The sequence below is a fragment of the Xanthomonas sp. 3307 genome (assembly GCF_014199735.1).
GTDB lineage: Bacteria > Pseudomonadota > Gammaproteobacteria > Xanthomonadales > Xanthomonadaceae > Xanthomonas_A > Xanthomonas_A rydalmerensis.
Window position 1 is genome coordinate 108188 of sequence record NZ_JACHOG010000007.1, and the last position, 22008, is coordinate 130195.

Here is a 22008-nt window from a genome sequence, read left to right on the forward strand (position 1 = left end):
CGGCAGACAAGAGCGCGATTCTAGCAATTCCGGCCGCCGCGCCACAGCGCCGCCTGCCTACTCGACGGTTGCGGCCTCGCCCTCGCCGGCCGCCATGCGCAGCGCGGCGCGATAGCGGCGGCTGCACGGCACCTGGCTGCCGTCGCGCAGATGCACCCGCGCCTCACCCGCCTCCAGCGGCTCGATCGAAACCACGCTGGCCAGGTTGACGATGTAGCTGCGGTGGATGCGCACGAACCGCGCCGGGTCCAGCCTTGCCTCGATCGCGGCCATGGTGCTGCGCAGCGGATAGTCGTGGCCGCGCACGCGCAAGTTGACGTAGTTACCCGAGGCCTGCAGCCATTCGATGTCGGCCGCGGCGACCAGGAAGTCGCGGCCCAGCTTGCGCACCAGGAAGCGCTCCGGCCGCTCCAGCGAGCCCATCGGCGGGCCGGCGTCGGGCGCGCCGAGCAGCGCCGCCTCGCCCTGCCAGCGCCGCAGCAGGAACCGGTACATCTCCACGCACAGCGCGATCGAGGCCAGGCTGCGCACGTCCTTGAGGTATTCGTAGACCAGCCCCTGCGGCCACGGGCCGAAATCGTAGTGCTGGCCCTGCAGGCGGTAGACCAGGCTGCGCAGGGCGACCATCCCCACCACGTGCAACACCGACAGCGCCACGCTGCCCAGCAGATAACCCGGCAACCGGCGTCGCCAGGTGTCCCAGTGCAGCGGGTAGCGTCGGGTCAGCACCACCACCAGCGGCACGATCAGCAGGAACATCAGGTTGCTGGACCACTCCCAGACCACCGGCTCCCACGCGGCGAAGTGCAGCCCGGTGTTGCGTATGTCGATCAGCACCGTGACGCTGTTGGCGGTGGCGTTGATCAGGGTGAGCGCGACCCAGAAGCCGATCTCGAAGCTGCGGCGCCAGGGCTGGAAACGGGAGTAGGCGCTGGCGCCGGACGGATCGGACATCGCCAAAGTGTAGCGCGCCGGCATTGCCGCGCCGGCGCGCCAGGACTAGACCTGCGCACCGCGAACTCGCGAGCGAGCAGCCCCTCTCCCACCGGGAGAGGGGTCGGGGTGAGGGTGCCCCGCACGCGCGGTGCGATGAACTAAACGAGGCTTCGCCCTACCCTCATCCGCCCCTTCGGGGCACCTTCTCCCGGCGGGAGAAGGGAAGCAAAAGCGTCTCTCCCATCGGGAGAGGAGTGGGGTGAGGGTACCCGCACGCGCGGTGCGATGAAACTAAACGAGGCTTCGCCCTACCCTCATCCGCCCCTTCGGGGCACCTTCTCCCGGTGGGAGAAGGGAACAGCAAAGCCCCTCTCCCGCCGGGAGAGGGGTTGGGGTGAGGGTCGGCACACGCGACGCGATCTGCATCTGCAGACCGCCAGATATTCAGTTCCCCAATGGCAGACAGTGCTCCACCACCAGTTGCACCGCATTGCCGCCGCGATAATCGTCGGCTACCAGGCGATAGGCGATGTGTACGCGGCGGCCAGGTTCGCGGCCGTGCCAGCCGTTGAAATGGATCGCGTTCAGGGGCTCGTCGCGGCCGGGGCAGCGCAGGCTCAGCTTGAGGTGGCGCTCCTTCAGCACGCGCCACTGCAGCACCTCGAATTCGCCGTCGAACAGCGGTTCGGGGAAGCCCTGCCCCCACGGCCCGCCCTGGCGCAACGCCTCGGCATGGTGATGGTCGAGTTCGTGCGGGTCCAGCGCACCATCGCTGAGCAGTTCGGCCTGCAGCAGTTCCGCGTCCAGGCTGGCCAGCGCATGCGCGCGGAACACCTGTTCGAACTCGGCCAGCGCGTCCTGGGGCAGGCTCAGGCCCGCGGCCATGGCGTGGCCGCCGAACTTCTCCATCAGACCCGGCCGCTGCGCCTCCACCGCTGCCATCGCGTCACGAATGTGGAAACCGGGAATCGAACGCGCCGAGCCGCGCAACTGCGTGCTGCCCGGCTCGGCCGGGGCGAAGGCAATCACCGGCCGGTGCAGGCGGTCCTTCATCTTCGAGGCGACCAGGCCGATCACGCCGGGATGCCACTGCGCATCGAACAGGCACACCGCCACCGGCGGCTGCTCGGGCGCGGCCAGCAGCGCCTGCGCCACCACCGCCTCGGCCTCGTCGGTCATCTGCTGCTGCACGGCGCGGCGTTCGGCGTTGATCTCTTCCAGCGTCGCGGCGATCGCACGCGCCTGCTGCGGGTCCTCGCACAACAGCAGCTCGATGCCCAGGGCCATGTCCTCGAGCCGGCCGGCGGCGTTGAGCCGCGGGGCCAGGGCGAAGCCGATGTCGCTGGCGCTGAGCCGCGCCGGGTCGCGACCGCTGGCTTCGATCAAGGCGCGCAGGCCGAGGCAGCCCTCGCCACGCTGCAGCCGGCGCAGGCCGGCCGAGACCAGTGCACGGTTGTTCGGGTCCAGCGGCACCAGGTCGGCGACGGTGCCGACGGCGACCAGATCCAGCAGCACGCCCAGATCCGGCGGCGCCGCGGCGAACGCGCCGTGCGCGCGCAGGTGCCGGCGCAATGCCAGCAGCACATAGAAGATCACGCCGACGCCGGCCAGCATCTTGCTCGGGAACGCGTCGCCGGCCAGGTTCGGATCGACGATGGCATCGGCCGGCGGCAGCGCCGGACCCGGCAGGTGGTGGTCGGTGACCAGTACCTGCCAACCCAGCGCCTTGGCCGCGGCGACGCCGGCATGGCAGGCGATGCCGTGGTCCACGGTGACCAGCAGGTCCGGCTGCAACGGCGCCAGTTCCGCGACCAGAGCCGGCGACAGGCCGTAACCATGGACCATGCGGTTGGGCACCGCGTGCAGCACCTGCGCGGCGCCGAGCAGGCGCAGCCCGCGCACCGCCACCGCGCAGGCGGTGGCGCCGTCGCAATCGAAATCGCCGACCACCAGAATGCGCTTGCCCGCGGCGATCGCCTCGGCCAGCAATGCCACTGCGGCGTCGATGCCGCTCAGCGCATCCGGCGGCAGCAGCTGCGCCAGCTTGGGCTGGGCCAGTCCGCTGTGGTGCGCGCCGCGCGCGGCGTAGATGCGCCGCAGCAGCGGCAATGTGGCCTCGTGCCACGGGCCAGCCGCGGCCGCCGCGGGCCGCCGCACGATGCGCGCGATCGAACTCATGCGTCCAGGCGCGACAGCGGCCGCCGCCACAGGCGCCAGCGTTGCGCGGGGGCGATGCGGAAACAGGTGCCGTCCTCGAAATCCAGCTGCAGTTGCTGCAGCTCGCCATCGCGCAGCGCCTGCAGCAATGGTTGCACCACCTCGCCGACGAACTGTTCGGGCGCGCGCAGCTGGCGCAGGTCGACCAGTGCATCGACCCGTGGCGCCTGCGCATCGACGACGCCGGCGGCCTGGGCCAAGGCACGCAACAGCGGATCGCGACTGCGCACCTGCGCATGCGCGGTGCCGACCGTGGCCGGCAGGCGGCCGCCGCCCCAGAACCACAGCGAATTGATCGCCGGCTGGCCGCGCGCGACGCGCTCGCGGTTCCACGGATGCTGATGCAGCACAATCTGCGCCTCGGTCAGCAGCGCACGCCAGCGGCGCGCGTCCTCGCCCTGCGGCAGATGATCGAACAGGTCCGCCCCGAGCACCTGCGCCGGCGCCGCGAAGACCGGCAGCACGCTGTCGGCCGGCAGGCGCAGATACCAGCGGGTGGGATCGGGCGCGTCCAGGGTCAGCCCGCTCTCGGCGAACAGGCCCTGCACCGCCGGTAGCAGCGCGTCCAGGTCCACCGCGTCGAGCGGCAGCATGTCGCCATGCGCCATCAGCCGCGCGCCCTGCATGTCCGGCACCACGTACGCGGGATCGGCGCGCAGCCACAGACCATCGCCGGCATCGCCAGCGTCAAGCTGCCGGGTCAGCGCCGCGGCCGGCAGCGATGCCTCCGGCAGCGCGAAATGGCGGCGCAACTGCGCCTCGCCGCCCGGCGCGGCCTGCGTGCGGTCGGCACAGCCGAACGCACGCGCCACCTCGCCGGCCAGCACGGCGCCGGCCAGGCGGACCCGCTCCGGCAACAGCAAGGTGGCGACCGCCATGGGATCAGCCGACGTAGGCGACGCTGACGATCTCGTACTCGCGGCGACCGGCCGGGGCATCGATGCTGACGCTGTCGCCTTCCATCTTGCCGATCAGCGCACGCGCCAGCGGCGAGGAGATCGCGATCAGGCCGAGCTTGATGTCCGCTTCCAGGTCGCCGACCAACTGGTAGCGCTTCTCTTCGTCGGTCTCGACGTCGGCCAGCGTCACGGTGGCGCCGAACACCACCTTGCTGCCGACCGCCAGCTTGCTGACGTCGATGACCTCGGCGTGCGACAGCTCGCTCTCCAGCTGCTTGATGCGGCCTTCGATGAAACCCTGCTGCTCGCGCGCGGCGTGATACTCGGCGTTCTCCTTGAGGTCGCCGTGCGCACGCGCCTCGGCGATGGCAGTAATGACCTCGGGACGCTTGACCGACTTCAGGTGATCCAGTTCCTCGCGCAACCGCTGCGCGCCTTGCATGGTGATCGGGGCTCTCACGCTTCCAGCTCCTTGTGCAGTTCCTGCAGCGCCCAGACCGGACCGGTGCCGCGGAATTCCAATGAATGCACCAGCGCACGCGCGCCGGCGACCGTGGTCGAATAGGTGACGCGATGCTGCAGGGCTTCGCGACGGATCGAGAACGAGTCGGAGATCGCCGCCCGGCCCTCGGTGGTGTTGACGATATACACGATTTCGCCATTCTTGATCAGATCGACGATGTGCGGACGGCCTTCGGCCACCTTGTTCACCTGTTCACACTGCAGACCGTGCTGCTGCAGCCAGGCGCAGGTGCCGCGGGTGGCGACCAGGGTGTAGCCGCGCTCGACCAGCGCCTGCGCCACCGGCAGCACGCGCTGCTTGTCCGGATCGCGCACCGACACGAAGGCCTTGCCCAGCGGCGGTGCCTTGATGCCGCCGGCTTCCTGCGCGCGCGCGAACGCCGCGCCGAAGCTGCGGCCCACGCCCATCACCTCACCAGTGGAACGCATCTCCGGGCCGAGGATCGGATCGACGCCCTGGAACTTGGCGAACGGGAAGATCGCCTCCTTCACCGAGTAGTAGTCGGGCACGATCTCCTTCAGCGCGCCCTGCTCGGCCAGGGTCTTGCCGGCCATGCAGCGCGCGGCGATCTTGGCCAGCGGCACGCCGATGGCCTTGGACACGAACGGCACGGTGCGCGAGGCGCGCGGGTTCACTTCCAGCAGATACACGATGTCGTCGCCGGCATCGTTCACCTGCACCGCGAACTGCGTGTTCATCAGCCCGACCACGTTCAGCGCCTTGGCCAGTTCGACCACCTGGCGACGCAGCTCGGCCTGGGTGGCCGGCGACAGCGAGTACGGCGGCAGCGAGCAGGACGAATCGCCCGAATGCACGCCGGCTTCCTCGATGTGCTCCATCACGCCGCCGATCAGCACCTGGCCGTCCTGGTCGGCGATGATGTCCACGTCCACTTCCACCGCGTTGTCGAGGAAGCGGTCCAGCAGCACCGGCGAATCGTTGGAGACCTTGACCGCGTCGCGCACGTAGCGCGCCAGGTCGGATTCGCCGTAGACGATTTCCATGGCGCGGCCGCCGAGCACGTAGCTCGGGCGCACCACCAGCGGGTAGCCGATCTCGCGCGCCAGCACCAATGCTTCCTCGGCGTTGCGGGCGATGCGGTTCGGCGGCTGCTTCAGGCCGAGCTTGTCGACCAGTTGCTGGAAGCGCTCGCGATCCTCGGCCAGGTCGATCGAGTCCGGCGAAGTGCCGATCACCGGCACGCCATTGGCTTCCAGCGCACGCGCCAGCTTCAGCGGGGTCTGCCCGCCGTACTGCACGATCACGCCCTTGGGCTGCTCCAGCTCGACGATCTCCAGCACGTCTTCCAGGGTCAGCGGTTCGAAGTACAGGCGATCGGAGGTGTCGTAGTCGGTGGACACGGTCTCCGGATTGCAGTTGACCATGATGGTCTCGTAACCGTCCTCGCGCAGCGCCAGCGCCGCGTGCACACAGCAGTAATCGAACTCGATACCCTGGCCGATGCGGTTGGGACCGCCGCCAAGGATCATGATCTTGTCGCGGTTGCTGGGCTTGGCCTCGCACTCGTCCTCGTAGGTCGAGTACAGGTAGGCGGTGTCGGTGGCGAATTCCGCCGCGCACGAGTCCACCCGCTTGTACACCGGCCGCACCTTGTGCGCGCGGCGCAACGCGCGCACCGCGGCCTCGTTGGTGCCGCACAGCTCGGCCAGGCGCGCATCGGAGAAGCCGGCGCGCTTGAGCGTGCGCAGGCGTGCCGCGTCCAGCGCGGCGAGGCCGTCGGCGGCCACCTGCGCTTCCTGCGCCATCAGGTCTTCGATCTGGTCCAGGAACCAGGGGTCGATGAACGACAGCGCGTGCACCTGCTCCACGCTCATGCCGGCGCGGAAGGCGTCGGCGACGTAGAACAGCCGCTCCGGACCCGGCGCCTTCAGTTCGCGCTTGAGCGCGGCCAGGTCGTCTTCGCTGGTCAGGTTCAGGCCGGTCGGATCGAGCCCGATCTTGCCGGTCTCCAGCCCGCGCAGCGCCTTCTGCAGCGATTCGGAGAAGGTGCGGCCCATCGCCATCACTTCGCCCACCGACTTCATCTGCGTGGTCAGGCGCGCGTCGGCCTGCGGGAACTTCTCGAAGGCAAAGCGCGGGATCTTGGTGACCACGTAGTCGATCGACGGCTCGAACGAGGCCGGGGTCAGGCCGCCGGTGATTTCGTTCTTCAGTTCATCCAGGGTGTAGCCGACCGCCAGCTTGGCCGCGACCTTGGCGATCGGGAAGCCGGTGGCCTTGGAGGCCAGCGCCGAGGAGCGCGACACGCGCGGGTTCATCTCGATCACCACCACGCGGCCGGTCTGCGCATTGATGCCGAACTGCACGTTGGAGCCGCCGGTGTCCACGCCGATCTTGCGCAGCACGGCGATCGAGGCGTCGCGCAGGCGCTGGTATTCCTTGTCGGTGAGGGTTTGCGCCGGGGCGACGGTGATCGAGTCGCCGGTGTGCACGCCCATCGGGTCCAGGTTCTCGATCGAGCAGACGATGATGCAGTTGTCCGCGGTGTCGCGGACCACTTCCATCTCGAACTCCTTCCAGCCCAGCACCGACTCCTCGACCAGCACTTCGCTGGTCGGCGACAGTTCCAGACCGCGGCCGACGATCTCGATCAGCTCTTCGCGGTTGTAGGCGATGCCGCCGCCGCTGCCGCCGAGGGTGAAGCTGGGGCGGATGATGGTCGGGTAGCCGACCGTGGTCTGGATCTCCAGCGCCTCTTCCAGGGTGTGGGCCACCGCCGCCTTCGGGCACTCCAGGCCGATCTCGCCCATCGCCACGCGGAACAGCTCGCGGTCCTCGGCCATGCGGATGGCCTCGCGCTTGGCACCGATCAGTTCGACGCCGTACTTCTCCAGCACGCCGTGGTCGGCCAGGTCCAGCGCACAGTTCAACGCGGTCTGCCCGCCCATGGTCGGCAGCAGCGCATCGGGCTTTTCCTTGGCGATGATCTTCTCGACCGTCTGCCAGTTGATCGGCTCGATGTACACGGCGTCGGCCATGTTGGGGTCGGTCATGATCGTGGCCGGGTTGCTGTTGACCAGCACCACGCGGTAGCCCTCGTCGCGCAGCGCCTTGCACGCCTGCGCGCCGGAGTAGTCGAACTCGCAGGCCTGGCCGATGACGATCGGGCCGGCGCCGATGATGAGGATGGTTTGGAGGTCGGTGCGCTTGGGCATGGGGATTCTCAGTAGAGGCGGTCCTGCCACGCCGCGGGGGCGCGCCAGGTGATCTGATCGGACGAACGCGCATCGATCGCGCCATGGTCGACCGCGGCGCGAACCTCGCGCTGCATCGCGGCCCAACTGCTGGCGGTGGCGCCGATGCGCGCGCCGATCCGGTTGTTGTGGGCGTCCATCGCCCGGCTCGCGGAGCCGCGGCCGTCGCGCTCCATGACCGCCGTGACCCAGTCCACACAGCGTGGCGACAGGGTGTAGGCGACCACGGCGCTGGCCAGGCTGTGGCGGTACGCATCGGCAGGGCCATCGCGCCCGCCCGGCAGGCCGGCGCTGAGCCACTGCGGGTACACCGCGCCCAGCACGAAGGCCGGATACGCGGCCAGCACCAGCAACGCCGCAGCCGGCCACCGCCAGCGGCGGGTCGGCAGCGGCATGGCCGGCGCTACGGCCATCAGGCGGCGGCCGCCATCAGCGCGGTGAAGCGATCGAACAGCGGCGCCACGTCGCGCGGGCCCGGCGAGGCTTCCGGGTGACCCTGGAAGCTGAAGGCCGGCGCGTCGGTGAGCGCGATGCCCTGGTTGCTGCCGTCGAACAGCGAGCGATGGGTGACGCGCACGTTGGCCGGCAAGGTCGCCTCGTCCACCGCGAAGCCGTGGTTCTGCGAGGTGATCATCACCCGGCCGCTGTCCAGGTCCTGCACCGGGTGGTTGGCGCCGTGGTGGCCGTGCCCCATCTTCAGGGTCTGCGCGCCGGCGGCCAGCGCCAGCAGCTGGTGGCCCAGGCAGATGCCGAAGGTCGGAATCTTGCGCGCCAGCAATTCCTTGATCGCGGCGATCGCGTAGTCGCACGGCGCCGGGTCACCGGGACCGTTGGACAGGAACACGCCGTGCGGATTCATCGCCAGCACCTCGGCGACCGGCGTCTGCGCCGGCACCACGGTCACTTCGCAGCCGCGCTCGGCGAGCATGCGCAGGATGTTGTGCTTGACCCCGTAGTCGTAGGCGACGACCTTGAACTTGGGTTCGGCCTGCACGAAGGCGTTGCTGTCCAGGTCGAGCTGGCCGTCGTGCCAGGGATAGGCCTTGTCGGTGGAGACCACCTTGGCCAGATCCATGCCCTTCAGTCCGGGGAACTTGCGCGCCGCTTCCAGCGCGGTGTCCACGTCGACCTCACCGGCCATCAACGCGCCGTTCTGCGAGCCCTTCTCGCGCAGGATGCGGGTCAGCTTGCGGGTGTCGATGCCGGCAATGGCGACCACGCCGCGCTGGATCAGCCAGTCCGGCAGCGCCACCTGGTTGCGCCAGTTGCTGGGACGGCGCGGCACGTCGCGCACGATCAGGCCGGCCGACCAGACCTGGGCGGCCTCGTCGTCCTGGTCGGTGCAGCCGGTGTTGCCGATATGCGGATACGTCAGCGTGACCAGTTGGCGGGCGTAGGAGGGATCGGTGAGGATCTCCTGGTAGCCGGTCATGGCGGTGTTGAACACCACTTCGCCGACGGACAGGCCGGCAGCGCCTACGGATTCGCCCTCGAACACGGTGCCGTCTTCAAGGACAAGGATTGCGGGTTGAGTCACGGGGTTCGCCTTGGGGAGAGAGGAACCCTGCCCCACCAACTTGCAGGCTGCAAGAAACCGCGAACTCGGCGCTTCTCCGGGTCCGTGGCGATGGGTAACAGGCGAGCGAGAATTGTACCGGCGCGGGGCGGTCCGCGCCAGCCGTTTGGGTGAAGCGCCTGTTCAGCCGAGCAGGTCGCGCAGCCGGTAGGCCCCGGGTGCACGCCCCGGCAGGCGCGCGGCGGCATGCAGCGCGCCGCGGGCGAAGATGTCGCGGTTGCTGGCGCGGTGCACCAGTTCCACCCGCTCGCCGAGTCCGGCGAACTGCACCAGATGCTCGCCGACGATATCGCCGGCGCGCAGGCTGGCGTAGTGCGGGGTGGCGCCGCCCTGTTGCGCGGCGTCGCCGAGGGTCAGCGCGGTGCCGGAGGGCGCGTCCTGCTTGTGCACGTGGTGGGATTCGACGATGTCGCAGTCCCAACCCGGCAGCGCCGCGGCGGCACGCTCGACCAGATCGTGCAGTACCGCCACGCCCAGGCTGAAGTTCGATGCCCATATCAAGGGAATGCGTTCGGCGGCGGCGGTCAGTGCCTGCCGCTGCGCCTCCTCCAGCCCGGTGGTGCCGGACACCAGCGCCGCGCCGCGCGCCGTGCACAAGGCCAATACCGGATCGAAGCCTTGCGGCAGGCTGAAATCGATCGCCACGTCGAAGACCGGCACCCCACCCAACTCGGCCGCAGCGAAATACGGCACGCCGTCGATCACCCGCTGCGCCGGCGCGCGGCGCACTACCGCGGCCACCACCTGCAATGCCGCGTCATGCGCGGCCAGCCTCAACAACGCCTGGCCCATGCGGCCGGACGCACCATGGATCAACACACGCAGCGGAGAAGTCGTCATCGGCACAAGGCTAGCGGTTTGCGGGCGGGTGCGACAGAGGGTGCGTGCACCAGAGACGCAAGCGCCCGACGAGCAGCCAGTGCGCTACCTAGGAAGTGGGGATAGTTCACTCGTCGCGGCTGAAGCCGCTCACACAACGGTGTGGCGGCCCTTTGAAGCGACAGAAAAGCTGGCGCGCGAGGCGCTTGGCACCTGGCACCACAACGCAATCGCAGCCGATCGCCCAGCTGTGGGAGGAGCTCAGCCCCGACGCCGAGACCGCACCCGCGCAGCAGCAAGCAAGCCCTACTCGGCCGCCTGCCCCAACAAGCGCTTGTCCCAGTCCTCCACCGCATGCTGTGCGAGGCGCCGCTCGAACAAGGTGCGCCAGTTCGGCACCAGCGGCAGCGCCAGCACCTGCTGCAGTTGCGCCGGATCGATCTCGCGCCGGTACAGCAGGCCGATCAACCGTGCCAGCGGCCACTGCGGATACGGGCGCTCCAGCAAGGTCAAACGATCGCCGGCGGCGACCTCGCCGGGCTGCAGCACGCGGTAGTACCAGCCGGTGCGGCCGCTGTCCTGCACGCGCCGCGCCAGCGCGGCCACGCCGAACCGGTCGGACAGCTTCCAGCACGGCTGCCGCGACTGCGACACCTCGACCACGGCCGTGCCCAGGCGCAACCGGTCGCCCAGGCACAGGTCGGCCTCGGTCACCCCGCAGCTGCTGAGGTTCTCGCCGAACGCACCCGGCGCGTCCAGCAAGGCATGCGCGCCCAGTTCCTCGCGCCAGGCCGGGTAATGGTCGCGCGGATAGTGGTGCAAGGCCTTGTCGGGGCCACCATGCACGCGGCGGTCGCCCTGCTCGTCCAGTTCCAGTCCCTCCAGGCCGATGCGCAGGCGCCCGGCCCGCGGCCGCTTGTCGATGGCGCTGCGGCTGCCTGGGCGGGTGAACGCCTGCGCGCGGCCGACCAGCACCGCATCGATGGTCCACGCCGCGACGGCGGAATCGGACGACGTCATCGACGGAGGCGCGCCCGGACTCAGGCCGTCGCGCGCCGATGCGCGGCGACTTCGTCCTGCAACAGCGCGCCGAGGATGCGCACGCCGGTCTCGATGCGCTCGGCCGGCACGGTCACGAACGACAGCCGCAGGGTATTGCGCTGCGGCGCGACCGCGAAGAACGGCGCGCCCGGCACGAAGGCCACGTTGCGCTCGATCGCCTTGCTCAGCAGCGCGCTGCCGTCCATGCCCTCCGGCAGTTCGACCCAGATGAACATGCCGCCGGCCGGGCGGTTCCAGCGCACCTGCGCCGGGAAATACCTGGCCAGGGCGGCGAGCATCTGCTCACAACGGCTGGCATACAACGCGCGGATGCCGGGGATGTGCGCATCCAGGAAACCGTCCTGCACCGCCTCGTAGACGATGCGCTGGCTGAACGAGGGCGTGTGCAGGTCCGCCGCCTGCTTGGCCTGTACCAGCTTGGCGTGCACCGCTTCGGGCGCGACCACGTAGCCCAGGCGCAGGCCGGGTGCGAACACCTTGGAGAACGAGCCCATGTAGATGGCGCCGTCCGGGTTCATCGACAGCAGGCTCGGCAGCGTGTCGCCGCTGTAGCACAGCTCGCCGTAGGGATCGTCCTCGACGATCGGCACGCCGGCCTCGGCCGCACGCGCCACCAGTGCCTGCCGCCGGTGCAGCGGCAGGCGCCGCCCGGTCGGATTCTGGAAGTTCGGCAGCACGTACATGAAGCGCGCGCCGGCCAGCTGCGCATCGTCCAGCGCGTCCACCACCACGCCATCGTCGTCCGATTGCATCGCCGCGAACGCAGGCTGGAACAGCGAGAACGCCTGCAGCGCGCCGAGATAGCTGGGCGTTTCCACCAGCACCTTGCTGCCTTCGTCGATGAACACCTTGCCGAGCAGGTCCAGGCCCTGCTGCGAACCGGTGGTGATCAGCACCTGGCTTGGCCGGATGTGGGCACCGTCGCGGCTCAGCCGCGCCGCCACCCATTCGCGCAGCAGCAGATAGCCTTCGGTCGGGCCGTACTGCAGCGCCGCCTGTGGCGCGTCGCGCAGTACCTTGGCGCAGGCCTCGCGCATGCGCTCGACCGGGAAGGTATCCGGCGACGGCAGGCCGCCGGCGAAGGAGATCACTTCCGGACGTTCGGTGACCTTGAGGATTTCGCGGATCGCCGAACTGGTCAGCGCCTGCGCACGGCGGGAGAACTGGAATGGGCTGGTCATCGGCATAGGATAGTCGCCGCCTTCACGGCGCGCATGTGCGGCGCACAAGCCGGCGCCGGCCGGCAACGCGTGGCGCGGCTCAGTGCCGCCGCGGCGGCGTCGGCCCGCAGCTGTCGCAACCGCCGCAAGCGCCTGCGCCCGCGGTGGGCGCCGGTGCGATGCTGCGACCGAGGGCCTGCAGCCACGCCGCACGGTTCGGTTTGAGCAGGCGCACGGCGATGGCGCCGCGCAGCTTGCGCGCGGTGCCGGGGAACTGCTTCTTCAGCACCACCCAGGCGCTGACCAGCACCGCCAGCGCGATCACCAGGTACTGCAGCAGCAGCGAGGTACTCATCTCAGCCGGCTCCCAGCGCCACCGCGACCTGGTAGGTGACCAGCGAAGCCAGATACGCCAGCGCGAACAGGTAGAACGCGGCGAAGCTCATCTGCTTCCAGGAATTGGTCTCGCGCTTGATCGTGGCCAGGGTGGAAATGCACATTGGCGCGTAGATGTACCAGACCAGCAGCGACAGCGCGGTGGCCAGCGACCAGCCGTCATGAATCAGCGGCGACAGCGCCTGCGCGGCGGCATCGTCGTCGGCCGCCGACAGCGCGTACACCGTCGCCAGCGACGACACCGCCACCTCGCGCGCGGCCAGGCCGGGAATCAGCGCGATGCAGATCTGCCAGTTGAAGCCCAGCGGCGAAAACACCGTGGTCATGGCGTGGCCGATGCGACCGGCGAAGCTGTAGTCGATGGCCGGCAAGGTGGCGTCGGCCGGCGGCGCCGGGAACGACAGCAGGAACCACAGCAGGATGGTCAGCGCCAGGATGATGCCGCCGACGCGCTTGAGGAAGATCGCCGCGCGCTCCCACAGGCCCAGCGCCAGGTCGCGCAGGTGCGGCACGCGGTAGGACGGCAGCTCCAGCAGCAGCGGGTGCTCGCCCTTGTCGCGGCGCCACTTCTTCATCGTCCACGACACCGCCAGCGCGCTGGCGATGGCGGCGAAGTACAGGCCGAACAGCACCAACCCCTGCTGGTTGAACACGCCCCACACCTGCTTCTGCGGGATGAACGCACCGATCAACAAGGCATACACCGGCAGGCGCGCCGAACAGGTCATCAGCGGCGCGACCAGGATGGTGGCCAGGCGGTCGCGCGGGTCCTGGATGCTGCGGGTGGACATGATCCCGGGCACGGCGCAGGCGAAGCTGGACAGCAGCGGGATGAACGAGCGCCCGGACAGGCCGGCCGCGGCCATCATGCGGTCGAGCAGGAACGCCGCGCGCGGCAGGTAGCCCGATTCCTCCAGCGCCAGGATGAAGGCGAACAGGATCAGGATCTGCGGCAGGAAGATCACCACGCCGCCGAGGCCGGCGATGATGCCGTCCACCAGCAGGCTGTTGAGCGGACCCTCCGGCAGCGTCGCGCCGACCCAGGCGCCCAGCCCCTTGGTGCCGCCTTCGATCAGGTCCATCAACGGCGCGGCCCAGGCGTAGACCGCCTGGAAGATCAGGAACATCACCACCGCAAGGGTCAGCAGCCCGGCCACCGGGTGCAGCAGCCAGCGGTCCAGCGCGTCGTCGATGCGCGAGGTGCGGGTCGGCATCGACACCGCCGAGGCCAGGATCGCGCGCACCTGCTGGTGGTAGTCGCCCTGCCCCTCGCTCGGCGCCACCGCCGGCGGCATTGCCGGCGCCAGCGTGTCCAGCCGCTCGACCAGGGCACGAGCACCATTGCGGCGCACCGCCACGGTCTCGATCACCGGCACGCCCAGCGCCTGCTCCAGCGCCTGGCGGTCGATCTGGATGCCGCGGCGCTGCGCCGCGTCGACCATGTTCAAGGCCACCACCATCGGCTTGCCCAGCTCGCGCAGTTCCAGCGCGAATCGCAGGTGCAGGCGCAGGTTGGTGGCGTCGACCACGCAGACCAGCACGTCCGGCGCCGGCTCGCCCGGGTAGAAGCCGCGGCACAGGTCGCGGGTGATCGCCTCGTCCAGGCTGGCCGGCTGCAGGCTGTAGGCGCCGGGCAGGTCCAGCACCGCGAACTCGCGCCCGGACGGCGCGCGGAAGCGGCCTTCCTTGCGCTCGACGGTGACGCCGGCGTAATTGGCGACCTTCTGCTTGCTGCCGGTCAACTGGTTGAACAGCGCGGTCTTGCCGCAGTTCGGGTTGCCGACCAGGGCCAGGCGCAGCGGCGCGGCCACCGCGCTCACGGGCGCACCTCGTCCAGCGCACTGACCTGCACCCGCGCCGCCTCGCTACGGCGCAGCGCGAAGCGCGTATAGCCCACCTGCACCAGCAACGGCTCGCCGCCGATCGGCCCGCTGGCCAGCATCTGCACCTGCTCGCCGGCGACGAAGCCCAGCTCGCGCAGACGCCGGGCAATGGCGTCGTTGGGCTGGCGGTCGTGCACGGATTCCACGAGGGCGCTGCTGCGCAACGGCATGTCGGACAACGTCACAGCACGTTCCGTCGATAAGAATGGTTATCAATTGTAGCATCGCCGCGGCGCGTCATGGCGGCGCCGGCACGGCCGGCTATGATCGCCGTATGGCTGCCGTTTTCCCTGCGTACGAGAGTGTTCGATGAGCGATGCCCTGTTGTTGCAACGATCCGGCAAGGTCCTGACCCTGCAGTTGAACCGACCCGAGGTCCGCAACGCCTTCGACGCCGCGCTGATCGCCCAGCTCAGCGACGCGCTGCTGCAGATCGGCGCCGACCCGCAGGTGCAGGTGCTGGTCCTGGCCGGCGCCGGCGCGGCGTTCTCGGCCGGCGCCGACCTGCAGTGGATGCGCTCGATGGCCGGCGCCGGCGAACAGGAAAACCTGGACGATGCGCTGGCCCTGGCGCGGCTGATGCGCCTGCTCGACGAACTGCCCAAGCCCACCGTGGTGCGGGTACAGGGGGCCGCGTTCGGCGGCGCGGTGGGCCTGGTCGCCTGCTGCGACATCGCCGTGGCCGCCACCGATGCGCGTTTCGCGCTCAGCGAAAGCCGGCTGGGCCTGCTGCCGGCGGTGATCTCGCCGTACGTGATCGCCGCGATCGGCGCGCGCCAGGCGCGGCGCTGGTTCGCCAGCGCCGAGACCTTCGACGCCGCCACCGCGGCGCAGATCGGCCTGGTCCACCAGGCGGTGGCGCCGGACGCGCTGGACGCGGCGGTGCAGCGCCAGGTCGTCCTACTCGGCCAGGCCGGTCCTCTGGCCGCCGCCGGCGCCAAGGCCCTGGTGCGGCGGGTCGCCGCCGGCGGCGAGCGCGATGCGCTGGACCAGGCCAACGCGGCCCTGATCGCGCAATTGCGGGTCTCGGCCGAGGGCCAGGAAGGGCTGAATGCGTTCCTGGAGAAGCGCGAACCGGCCTGGAGGGCCAGCCCATGAATCCGATCGACCATCTCGGCCTGCGCTGCAGCGACCTCGACCGCAGCCTGGCCTTCTACCGCGCCGCCCTGGCTGCGCTGGACATGGACGTGGTGATGCAGGTGAGCGCCGAGGAAAGCGGCGGCCAGCGCCACGTCGGTTTCGGCCGCGACGGCAAGCCCAGCTTCTGGATCGCCGACGGCGGCCGCGACGCCGGCGACAACGGCGTGCACGTGGCCTTCGTCGCCGCCAGCCGCGCACAGGTGGACGCGTTCCATCGCGCCGGCCTGGCCGCCGGCGGCCGCGACCACGGCGCACCGGGCCTGCGACCGCACTATCACCCCGACTACTACGGTGCGTTCCTGCTGGATCCGGACGGCCACAACATCGAAGCGGTCTGCCACCGCCCGGCGTCGGCCTGATCCGCACTACGGTGTCACGCTGGCGCCTACGGCGCTGGCCGTGCCTGCTGACGTTTCCCCATCTGCCCTATCAGGAATCCCCATGACCATCATCGCTTCTCGTCACGTGCGCAGTGCGCGGACAACCGCACAGGAACTTCGCGGATGAGCGACCGCGTGCGCATCGTCGAAGTCGGCCCGCGCGACGGCCTGCAGAACGAGAAGGCCTGGGTCGCGACAGAAGACAAGATCGAGCTGATCGCGCGGCTGGGGCGCACCGGCCTGCGCAGCATCGAGGCGACCAGCTTCGTCAGCCCCAAATGGGTCCCGCAACTGGCCGATGCGGCCGAGGTCTACGCCGGCATCGCGCAGGTGCCGGGCGTGGACTATCCGGTGCTGGTGCCGAACCTGCAGGGCTACGAGCGCGCCGCCGCGGTCGGCGCACGCGAGGTCGCGGTGTTCACCGCCGCCTCGGAGACCTTCAACCGCACCAATACCAATGCCGGCATCGACGAATCGCTGGCACGCTTCGCGCCGGTGCTGGAGCGCGCGGCCGCGGACGGGGTGAAGGTGCGCGGCTACGTCTCCACCGTGCTCGGCTGCCCCTACCAGGGCGAGGTCCCGCTGGCCGACGTGGTGCGCGTGGCGCAGCGGCTGCATGCGATGGGCTGCTACGAGATCTCGCTGGGCGACACCATCGGCGTGGGCACGCCGGGCAAGGCGCGGGCGATGCTGCGCGCGGTCGCCGCGGCGGTACCGATGGCGGCGCTGGCGGTGCATTTCCACGACACCTACGGCCAGGCCCTGGCCAACATCGCCGCCTGCCTGGAAGAAGGCGTGCGCGTGGTCGATGCCGCCGTCTCCGGCGCCGGCGGCTGCCCGTATGCCAAGGGCGCCAGCGGCAATGTGGCCAGCGAGGATGTTGTCTACCTGCTGCACGGCAACGGCGTGGAGACCGGCATCGACCTGCCGGCGCTGGCCGCGACCGGACGCTGGCTGGCGCAGAAACTCGGCCGGCCCACCGGCAGCAAGGTCGGCCAGGCGCTGGCCGCCGAGGCCTGAGCCACTGCAGGTCCGTACCCCGTGACGGGCCTGCATGCCGCGGCCCGTCGCCAATCTCGCCGCGATGGGGCGGCACCCTCTAAACTGGGCGTTTTCCTGGGAGGGAACATCCATGCAGCTTGCCGATCTCAAAGCGGTGGTCACCGGCGGCGTGTCCGGCCTCGGCCTGGCGGTGGCGCAACGCATCGTCGCCGAAGGCGGCAAGGTGGCGCTGTTCGATCTGAACGACGACAAGGGCGCGGCCGCGGTCGCCGCCCTGGGCGCGGACCGGGCCCGCTATCTGCGCACCGACGTCAGCGACGAGGCCCAGGTGGCCGCGCAGCTCGGCGCGGCGCGCGACTTCCTCGGCGGACTCAATGCCGCGATCAACTGCGCCGGCATCCTCGGCGCCGGCCGCGTGCTCGGCAAGGAAGCGCCGATGCCGCTGGCCACCTTCCAGGGCACGGTGATGGTCAACCTGGTCGGCAGCTTCAACGTCGCCAAGGCCGCCGCCGACCTGATGCAGCACAACGCCCCGGGCGAGGACGGCGAGCGCGGCGCCATCGTCAACACCGCCAGCGTCGCCGCCTACGAAGGCCAGATCGGCCAGGCCGCCTACGCCGCGTCCAAGGGCGGCGTGGTGGCGATGACCCTGCCGATGGCACGCGAACTGGCGCGCTTCGGCATCCGCGTCAACACCATCGCCCCGGGCATCTTCTGGACCCCGATGGTCGACGGCATGCCCGAGGCCGTGCAGCAGTCGCTGGCCGCATCGATCCCGTATCCTTCGCGTCTCGGCCGCCCAGACGAATTCGCCGACACGGTGATGTTCCTGCTGCGCAACCGCTACCTCAACGGCGAAACCATCCGCCTGGACGGCGCGGTGCGGTTGGCGCCGAAGTAGCCGGGATTGGGGATTCGGCATTGGGGATTCGTAAGCGCTCCCCGTCCCTCGTCCCTGCCCGGCGCTCTCCAATCCCGACTCCCCAATCCCCAATCCCCAATCCCGGCCCCACACCCATGAAAGCCAACGAAATCAAGAAAGGCAACGTCGTCGAATACAACAACGGCGTGTACCAGATCCGCGACATCGAGCGCAGCTCGCCGCAGGGCCGCGGCGGCAACGTGCGCTTCCGCTTCGTGATGTACAGCGTGCCGGGCGGCAACAAGCTCGATGCCAGCTTCGACGGCGACGACGACCTGCGCGAGGTCGAGCTGATGCGTCGCCAGGCCACCTTCTCCTACAAGGATGGCGAGGCCTTCGTATTCCTCGACGACGAGGACTACACGCCGTACACCCTGGACGCCGATGTGATCGGCACCGATGCCGGCTACATCACCGAGGGCCTCAGCGGCATCTACGTGCAGGTCATCGACGACCAGCCGGTGGCGATCCAGCTGCCGCAGAGCGTGACCCTGGAAGTGATCGAGACCCCGCCGGAACTCAAGGGCGGCACCGCCACCAAGCGGCCCAAGCCGGCCAAGCTCAACACCGGCATCGAGATCATGGTGCCGGAGTACATCGGCAACGGCGAGCGCGTGCTGGTCAACACCTCCACCGGCGAATTCGCCGGCCGCGCCGACTGACCCGATGCGCGGGCGCCGTGCCAACCACGCCTCCCGCGCAGGCAGCGCCGAGCGCGCGTCACGGCGCGCCTGCCTCGGCCTGCTGCTGGCGCTGCCGGCGCTGGCGCTCGCCGCGCCGGTGACGCCGGCCGCCACAGCTGCGGCCAAGCCCGCGTGCACGATTCCGGACGCGGTCGACCCCGAGCACTACGCCGGTTTCTGCGCGCTGCCCGAGCCGATCCGCGCCTTCGTCGCGCGCCAGGACACCTGCAACCACTTCGCGGGCGAGGAGCCCTACGACGCGGCGCGGCGTCGCGAACTGGAAAAGGCGATGGCCAGGTACTGCGACGGCAATGCACAGACCTGGGCGAAACTGCGCGCGCATTACCGCCAGCATCCGCCGCGCGACGCCTGGCTGCGCCGCTACGGCGAGGATGCCGATCTCGAACAGCCCTGATGGCGGCTTTCAGGCCGGCAAGGTCGCGCCCTTGCGGGAACGGACCTCAGCCCTGAGAGCAGTCGATATCGACGAGTTTCGCGGCTTCGCTCGTCGCGGCTGAAGCCGCTCCTACAGGTGTTGGCCACGCTGTGCGGCACCTGTGGGAATACCTTCGGTCCCGGTAGCTATCCTGGACGAATCGCCTCACCGCTTCGCTCGTCGCGGCTGAAGCCGCTCATACAAAAATGGGCGGAAGGTGCGACGCTTCTGTGGGAGGGACTTCAGTCCCGACGACTGGACCTATCGGCCTCCTTTCATGAAGAAAGGCTGCGCCTGCAACCAGCCGATGCAGCGGACGCACCGTCAGCCACATCGTAGGAGCGGCTTCAGCCGCGACCACGACATCCTCAACCAAACGCGAGATGCCCCTTCGGCCTCCCTGACCAACCTCGCACGCCGCACTACGGCGTCGCACCGCCCTCCTGCAACACCGAAGGCGACCGCAACTGCAGCCCACCACCCTCGCGATTGAGCGTGCGCAGGCGTTCGCCCAGCGTCGCCAGGTTGGCATCGATCTGCGCCAGGTCCGCCTGCAGCGGCGCCGGCAGCAACCCGCGCAGGCGCGTCTGCAGCGCGGCGCCGTCGTCATGCAGCGCCGCGATCCGTGCCTGTCCCTGGACTTGCAGCCAGGCGCGCTCCTGCGCCTGCGGCAGGCCATAGCCCGGCTGCCCCTGCAGCAGGCTCGCCGGTTGGCTCAGCACGCCTTGCTCGGCCAGCACCGCACGTACCGCACTGGCGGCATCGCGGGTGTCGGCACTCGCATTGCCCTCGCCCGCCCCGTCAACCGCGGACGTCAACGGCTTGCCCAGATAGCGGCGCTTGAGCGCATCGCGACCGCGCTGTTCGGCGCGGCGACGGGCGGCGTTCTCCAGCAGCAGCAAGGCGGCGCTGGCGCGCAGGTCGCCGCGCTGCAGCCACGGCGCGCGCTGCGCGGCCGGCAGGTCCAGCCACGCCTCGGCATTGCGCGCCGGCAGCGCCAAGGAATCGCGCGCCACCGCGAACATCTGCGCAAAATGCGCGCTCGCCGCCGGGAAGGAGTAGCCATTGCGCACCGCCGCGTCGGCGTCGTCGAACACCGACGCATCGGCGATGCCGGCACGCACCAGGCGCCGGCGCAATCCGGTCGGGCTGATCCCGGACAGATGCGCGGCTGCCAGCCGCGGCACGCCGTCGTGCAGCAAGGCGTAGGTCTCCACCGCGCAGTTGTTGCTGAGGAAGTAGTAGCGGCCGTCGTAGCTCCAGTGCAGTTGCGCGGCGCGCTCCAGCAGCGCCGCGATCTCCTCGCGCGACAGCCGCAGCGGCAGCGACTGCAGGCCGCGCAGCTGCACCTGGGTGTAGTCGTCCACCACCTGCCGCAGCGGCAGCACGAACAGCCGCGACGGGTACGAGCCGGTCAGCCCGCGCAGGTTGGAGATCTGCACGTCGTCGACGAAGGCGCGGAACGACAGCACCCGGTGCTCGGCCAGATCCAGCCGGCATGCCGGGCCCAGCGGCCGCCCGGGTGCACAGATCACCAGGCGCAGCATGCTGTGGCCCCAGTGGCTCATCGGCTGCGCATTGCCCTCGGCCAGCAGATAGTCCACCGCGTAGACCCGTGCCGGGTCCACCTGCAGCAAGGCGGCCGCGTCGGCCAGCGGGTCCTGCACGAAGACCTGGCCGGGCGCGCACGCGGCCGACGGCGGCGTCCATGCCAGGCGCGCGGCGAAGTAGCGGGCCAGCGCCGGCCGCCGGCAGGCGTAGTCCGGATCGAGCAGGAAATGCTCGAGATTCACCGCCACGAACTCGGCCGGCGATTGCAATTCGTAGCGGTCCGGACTGCGCTCGGTGAACCGGTTCTGGCCGCGGCGCAGGCCCAGGCGCATCGGGCTGACCTGCCAGCCGGCCAGATCCAGCAGCCGCGGATCGGACGACAACCTTCCTGCCGCGGAACGATCGTAGAAATGCGCCAGTTCATGCAGCAAGGCAGCCAGTGCCGGCCGCCGCGCCGGGTCGGCGGCCGGATCGGTGTCGCCCCCCGTCGCCGCCATCCAGTCGCGCAGCAGGCGCTTGTTCAACAGCAGGCGCTTGGCCTGCGCACGCCCGTGCACCTGCGCCGGCAAATCGTCGCGCCACTGCAGCGGCAGCCCTGCGGGCAGCGCCGCGGCCCAGGCTGCGGGCAACCGTGCCTGCGCGGCCGCCAGCACGGCCTCGCTGGCCGTATGTTCGGCGGGACTCAGCCCGGTCTCGTCGACAGACAGTGGCGCGGCCGCTGCGTGCACCGCACCGGCCAGGGCCAGCAACGCCAGCCACCGCGCGCCTGGGCGCCGTGGCCGGCGCGGGATCACAGTGCCAGGATCGCCTGCGCCAGTTCCAGGTCGCTGGCCTGCTGCGCCTGCGGGTTGGCCTCGCGCAGCACACGCAGCGCCGCTTCCAGTTGCACGCCGCGGATGCGCCCGGCGCTGGCGACGAAACCGGCCGCGTCGTCGCGCGCCTGCAGCACCACCTTGTCGTTGTTGGAACTGCTGTCCGAGGACGCCGAGCTGCCGGCCGAGCCGGCCGAGGCCGAACCGGCGGAGCTGCCGGCGAAGCTGGACGCCTGCGCGAACGCGGGCAGGATCAGGGCGAACAGCAGGGCGCAGCGCGCGGTCACTCGGGTCATCGCAATCGTTCCAAACAGGATCATGAAAGGGGGGACGGCCAGCGCCGCGCCGCATAGCCTAGCGGTCCGTCGCGCGCAGCGCCTGAACGGGTCGCGCGGC

The 22008-nt window shown here is 70.1% G+C and carries 21 protein-coding genes; 6 read left to right on the plus strand and 15 right to left on the minus strand.

Features of this window, described 5'->3' with window-relative positions:
* Positions 1 to 57: 57 nt before the first annotated feature.
* The 13 genes from GGR64_RS16280 to GGR64_RS16340 all read right to left on the minus strand — a co-directional run bounded on the left by GGR64_RS16280 (position 58) and on the right by GGR64_RS16340 (position 14871).
* Positions 58 to 954 carry a LytTR family DNA-binding domain-containing protein gene (locus GGR64_RS16280; RefSeq protein ID WP_260303053.1) on the minus strand — a complete coding sequence of 299 codons (897 nt, stop codon included), beginning with the start codon at positions 952 to 954 and terminating at the stop codon, positions 58 to 60.
* A 426-nt stretch (positions 955 to 1380) separates the two neighbouring features.
* On the minus strand, positions 1381 to 3114 hold the full coding sequence (gene recJ / locus GGR64_RS16285; protein ID WP_184647113.1) for a single-stranded-DNA-specific exonuclease RecJ: 1734 nt from the start codon (positions 3112 to 3114) through the stop codon (positions 1381 to 1383).
* The gene (locus GGR64_RS16290) at positions 3111 to 4031 is read right to left on the minus strand and encodes a phosphoglycerate mutase (protein WP_184647115.1); all 921 of its coding nucleotides are present in this window, start codon (positions 4029 to 4031) and stop codon (positions 3111 to 3113) included. The genes recJ and GGR64_RS16290 overlap by 4 nt, the downstream gene beginning before the upstream one ends.
* A 4-nt stretch (positions 4032 to 4035) precedes the next feature.
* A complete protein-coding gene (gene greA / locus GGR64_RS16295; protein ID WP_026143501.1) occupies positions 4036 to 4500 on the minus strand; it encodes a transcription elongation factor GreA in 465 nt (154 codons plus the stop codon).
* Positions 4501 to 4508: 8 nt separating this feature from the next.
* A complete protein-coding gene (carB, locus tag GGR64_RS16300; protein WP_184647117.1) occupies positions 4509 to 7751 on the minus strand; it encodes a carbamoyl-phosphate synthase large subunit in 3243 nt (1080 codons plus the stop codon).
* Positions 7752 to 7759: 8 nt separating this feature from the next.
* Positions 7760 to 8203, minus strand: a complete 444-nt coding sequence (locus GGR64_RS16305; RefSeq protein ID WP_184647119.1) for a hypothetical protein — start codon at positions 8201 to 8203, stop codon at positions 7760 to 7762.
* The gene (gene carA, locus GGR64_RS16310; protein WP_184448010.1) at positions 8203 to 9327 is read right to left on the minus strand and encodes a glutamine-hydrolyzing carbamoyl-phosphate synthase small subunit; all 1125 of its coding nucleotides are present in this window, start codon (positions 9325 to 9327) and stop codon (positions 8203 to 8205) included. Before carA ends, GGR64_RS16305 begins: the two co-directional genes overlap by 1 nt.
* Positions 9328 to 9489: 162 nt before the next feature.
* Positions 9490 to 10206 (minus strand): 4-hydroxy-tetrahydrodipicolinate reductase, encoded by a 717-nt coding sequence (dapB, locus tag GGR64_RS16315; protein ID WP_184647121.1) that lies wholly within the window; start codon positions 10204 to 10206, stop codon positions 9490 to 9492.
* A 285-nt stretch (positions 10207 to 10491) separates the two neighbouring features.
* On the minus strand, positions 10492 to 11205 hold the full coding sequence (locus GGR64_RS16320; protein ID WP_184647123.1) for an MOSC domain-containing protein: 714 nt from the start codon (positions 11203 to 11205) through the stop codon (positions 10492 to 10494).
* Between the two features lie 20 nt (positions 11206 to 11225).
* Positions 11226 to 12434, minus strand: a complete 1209-nt coding sequence (locus tag GGR64_RS16325; RefSeq protein ID WP_160967739.1) for a PLP-dependent aminotransferase family protein — start codon at positions 12432 to 12434, stop codon at positions 11226 to 11228.
* A gap of 73 nt (positions 12435 to 12507) precedes the next feature.
* The gene (locus GGR64_RS16330; protein ID WP_184647125.1) at positions 12508 to 12762 is read right to left on the minus strand and encodes a DUF6587 family protein; all 255 of its coding nucleotides are present in this window, start codon (positions 12760 to 12762) and stop codon (positions 12508 to 12510) included.
* A 1-nt stretch (position 12763) separates the two neighbouring features.
* Positions 12764 to 14623 (minus strand): ferrous iron transporter B, encoded by a 1860-nt coding sequence (locus GGR64_RS16335; protein WP_184647127.1) that lies wholly within the window; start codon positions 14621 to 14623, stop codon positions 12764 to 12766.
* A complete protein-coding gene (locus tag GGR64_RS16340) occupies positions 14620 to 14871 on the minus strand; it encodes a FeoA family protein (protein ID WP_184448016.1) in 252 nt (83 codons plus the stop codon). Before GGR64_RS16340 ends, GGR64_RS16335 begins: the two co-directional genes overlap by 4 nt.
* A gap of 124 nt (positions 14872 to 14995) precedes the next feature.
* Between GGR64_RS16340 and GGR64_RS16345 the strand changes: the two genes are divergently transcribed.
* From GGR64_RS16345 to GGR64_RS16370, 6 genes are all read left to right on the plus strand, one after another.
* Positions 14996 to 15784 carry an enoyl-CoA hydratase-related protein gene (locus GGR64_RS16345; protein WP_184647129.1) on the plus strand — a complete coding sequence of 263 codons (789 nt, stop codon included), beginning with the start codon at positions 14996 to 14998 and terminating at the stop codon, positions 15782 to 15784.
* Entirely contained in the window at positions 15781 to 16185 is a 405-nt protein-coding gene (locus GGR64_RS16350) for a VOC family protein (RefSeq protein WP_184647131.1), read from the plus strand. The genes GGR64_RS16345 and GGR64_RS16350 overlap by 4 nt, the downstream gene beginning before the upstream one ends.
* 144 nt (positions 16186 to 16329) lie before the next feature.
* On the plus strand, positions 16330 to 17226 hold the full coding sequence (locus tag GGR64_RS16355) for a hydroxymethylglutaryl-CoA lyase (protein ID WP_184647133.1): 897 nt from the start codon (positions 16330 to 16332) through the stop codon (positions 17224 to 17226).
* Positions 17227 to 17338: 112 nt separating this feature from the next.
* Positions 17339 to 18109: an SDR family oxidoreductase gene (locus tag GGR64_RS16360; protein ID WP_184647135.1), complete on the plus strand. Its 771-nt coding sequence runs from the start codon at positions 17339 to 17341 to the stop codon at positions 18107 to 18109.
* 116 nt (positions 18110 to 18225) lie between these two features.
* Positions 18226 to 18792, plus strand: a complete 567-nt coding sequence (gene yeiP / locus GGR64_RS16365; RefSeq protein WP_184647137.1) for an elongation factor P-like protein YeiP — start codon at positions 18226 to 18228, stop codon at positions 18790 to 18792.
* Positions 18793 to 18796: 4 nt separating this feature from the next.
* Positions 18797 to 19228 (plus strand): hypothetical protein, encoded by a 432-nt coding sequence (locus tag GGR64_RS16370; protein WP_184647139.1) that lies wholly within the window; start codon positions 18797 to 18799, stop codon positions 19226 to 19228.
* Between the two features lie 443 nt (positions 19229 to 19671).
* Here the strand turns inward: GGR64_RS16370 and GGR64_RS16375 are convergent, their stop codons facing one another.
* Both GGR64_RS16375 and GGR64_RS16380 read right to left on the minus strand, forming a co-directional pair.
* Entirely contained in the window at positions 19672 to 21453 is a 1782-nt protein-coding gene (locus GGR64_RS16375) for a DUF4105 domain-containing protein (protein ID WP_326520361.1), read from the minus strand.
* Between the two features lie 137 nt (positions 21454 to 21590).
* Entirely contained in the window at positions 21591 to 21908 is a 318-nt protein-coding gene (locus GGR64_RS16380; protein WP_160971071.1) for a DUF2388 domain-containing protein, read from the minus strand.
* Positions 21909 to 22008: the final 100 nt, after the last annotated feature.

Bases quoted from the DNA above. Each gene is read 5' to 3' on its own strand.
- GGR64_RS16305 (WP_184647119.1), bottom strand. From the start codon at position 8,203: ATGGCCGTAGCGCCGGCCATGCCGCTGCCGACCCGCCGCTGGCGGTGG.
- GGR64_RS16360 (WP_184647135.1), top strand. From the start codon at position 17,339: ATGCAGCTTGCCGATCTCAAAGCGGTGGTCACCGGCGGCGTGTCCGGC.
- GGR64_RS16350 (WP_184647131.1), top strand. From the start codon at position 15,781: ATGAATCCGATCGACCATCTCGGCCTGCGCTGCAGCGACCTCGACCGC.
- GGR64_RS16380 (WP_160971071.1), bottom strand. From the start codon at position 21,908: ATGACCCGAGTGACCGCGCGCTGCGCCCTGCTGTTCGCCCTGATCCTG.
- GGR64_RS16280 (WP_260303053.1), bottom strand. From the start codon at position 954: ATGTCCGATCCGTCCGGCGCCAGCGCCTACTCCCGTTTCCAGCCCTGG.
- GGR64_RS16320 (WP_184647123.1), bottom strand. From the start codon at position 11,205: ATGACGTCGTCCGATTCCGCCGTCGCGGCGTGGACCATCGATGCGGTG.
- GGR64_RS16325 (WP_160967739.1), bottom strand. From the start codon at position 12,434: ATGCCGATGACCAGCCCATTCCAGTTCTCCCGCCGTGCGCAGGCGCTG.
- GGR64_RS16370 (WP_184647139.1), top strand. From the start codon at position 18,797: ATGCGCGGGCGCCGTGCCAACCACGCCTCCCGCGCAGGCAGCGCCGAG.
- GGR64_RS16355 (WP_184647133.1), top strand. From the start codon at position 16,330: ATGAGCGACCGCGTGCGCATCGTCGAAGTCGGCCCGCGCGACGGCCTG.
- yeiP (WP_184647137.1), top strand. From the start codon at position 18,226: ATGAAAGCCAACGAAATCAAGAAAGGCAACGTCGTCGAATACAACAAC.
- recJ (WP_184647113.1), bottom strand. From the start codon at position 3,114: ATGAGTTCGATCGCGCGCATCGTGCGGCGGCCCGCGGCGGCCGCGGCT.
- GGR64_RS16290 (WP_184647115.1), bottom strand. From the start codon at position 4,031: ATGGCGGTCGCCACCTTGCTGTTGCCGGAGCGGGTCCGCCTGGCCGGC.
- dapB (WP_184647121.1), bottom strand. From the start codon at position 10,206: ATGACGACTTCTCCGCTGCGTGTGTTGATCCATGGTGCGTCCGGCCGC.
- GGR64_RS16330 (WP_184647125.1), bottom strand. From the start codon at position 12,762: ATGAGTACCTCGCTGCTGCTGCAGTACCTGGTGATCGCGCTGGCGGTG.
- GGR64_RS16345 (WP_184647129.1), top strand. From the start codon at position 14,996: ATGAGCGATGCCCTGTTGTTGCAACGATCCGGCAAGGTCCTGACCCTG.
- carB (WP_184647117.1), bottom strand. From the start codon at position 7,751: ATGCCCAAGCGCACCGACCTCCAAACCATCCTCATCATCGGCGCCGGC.